Genomic DNA, 1,225 nt, shown 5'->3' with positions numbered 1-1,225 from the left:
ATTATATATCGACTAATACTTTTTTTCTATATTATATTAATCATATATTTTAGTTTTCTCTTACCATACTTCTCTCAACATGATATAATTAAATTATATTAAACAAACTGGGAGAATAAAATTATGATAATTTTAAATAAAGAAGATGTCCAAAAATGTATTACTATGGAAAAGGCTATTGAAATTTGCAAAGAAGCTACAAAAAACTATTGTTTAAATAAGACAGATATTCCACTAAGAACTCCTATCATTTCTGAAAACAATAATGGTCAAGTACTATTTATGCCTGGAAAAATATCTTCAGAATCAGATAATATAGGTATAAAAATAGTATCTGTCTATCCTGATAATTCTTTAATAAACTTGCCTTCTGTTCCTTCTACTATGATTACTATAGATGAAAAGACAGGTATAGTTAATGGAATTATTGATGGTACATATTTAACAGCATTACGAACTGCTGCTTTACAAGGTGCTGCAACTGATTTATTAGCCAATAAAGATAGCAAAATTGCAACATTAATTGGAACAGGTGGTCAGGCTTTTGAACAAGCTCGAGCTTTACTAACAGTTAGAAATCTATCAGAACTTAGAGTCGTTGCAAGAAACTTCGAAAAAACTAAGAAATTTGCAGAAAAACTTAAAACAGAATTTAGCTATTTTTCTACTGATATAATCGCATACAAAAATGTCAATGAAGCTACAATTGATTCAGATATAATCACTACAGTAACAACTTCTACAACACCAACCTTCTCTGCTAAACACTTAAAACAAGGAGTTCATATTAACGGGATAGGATCATTTACTTACGATATGGTTGAACTTCCTTCTGAAATAATAAATTCTAACAGTAAAATTTACTTTGATACAAAAGATGGTGTTCTAAGTGAAGCTGGTGACATACTCCACCCTCTAGAAAATCAACTAATTTCACATGAAGATTTTAAAGGTGAACTTGGAGAGTTAGTTTTAAATTCTATTGAAGGTCGAACTAGAAAAGATGAAATTACAATCTTCAAATCAGTTGGAAGTGCCGTATTTGATATAGCATGCGCCGACTATATAATAAAAGAAGCAATAAAATTAAATATTGGAACAAAAATTGATATATAAAATAATATAAAAATAAACTCCTTCTCCTTAGAGGGTAATAGCCCCCAAAATTTGGACAAATTTTGGAGGGCTATTTATTATGAAATTAACAGATGAAAATAAGATAGAA

At 28.9% G+C, this 1,225-nt stretch carries 1 protein-coding gene; it reads left to right on the top strand.

Annotated elements, in window-relative coordinates; translation table 11 throughout:
• Window positions 1-123: 123 nt before the first annotated feature.
• Window positions 124-1,116: an ornithine cyclodeaminase family protein gene (locus JX287_RS01440; RefSeq protein WP_204641457.1), complete on the top strand. Its 993-nt coding sequence runs from the start codon at window positions 124-126 to the stop codon at window positions 1,114-1,116.
• Window positions 1,117-1,225 lie beyond the last annotated feature (109 nt).

Origin of the sequence: Gemella haemolysans (genome assembly GCF_901873445.1) — a bacterium.
GTDB lineage: Bacteria > Bacillota > Bacilli > Staphylococcales > Gemellaceae > Gemella > Gemella haemolysans_C.
The sequence above is the reverse complement of the archived record's forward strand: the minus strand, read 5'-3'. Positions and strand labels throughout refer to the sequence as shown.

Bases quoted from the DNA above. Each gene is read 5' to 3' on its own strand.
- JX287_RS01440 (WP_204641457.1), top strand. From the start codon at position 124: ATGATAATTTTAAATAAAGAAGATGTCCAAAAATGTATTACTATGGAA.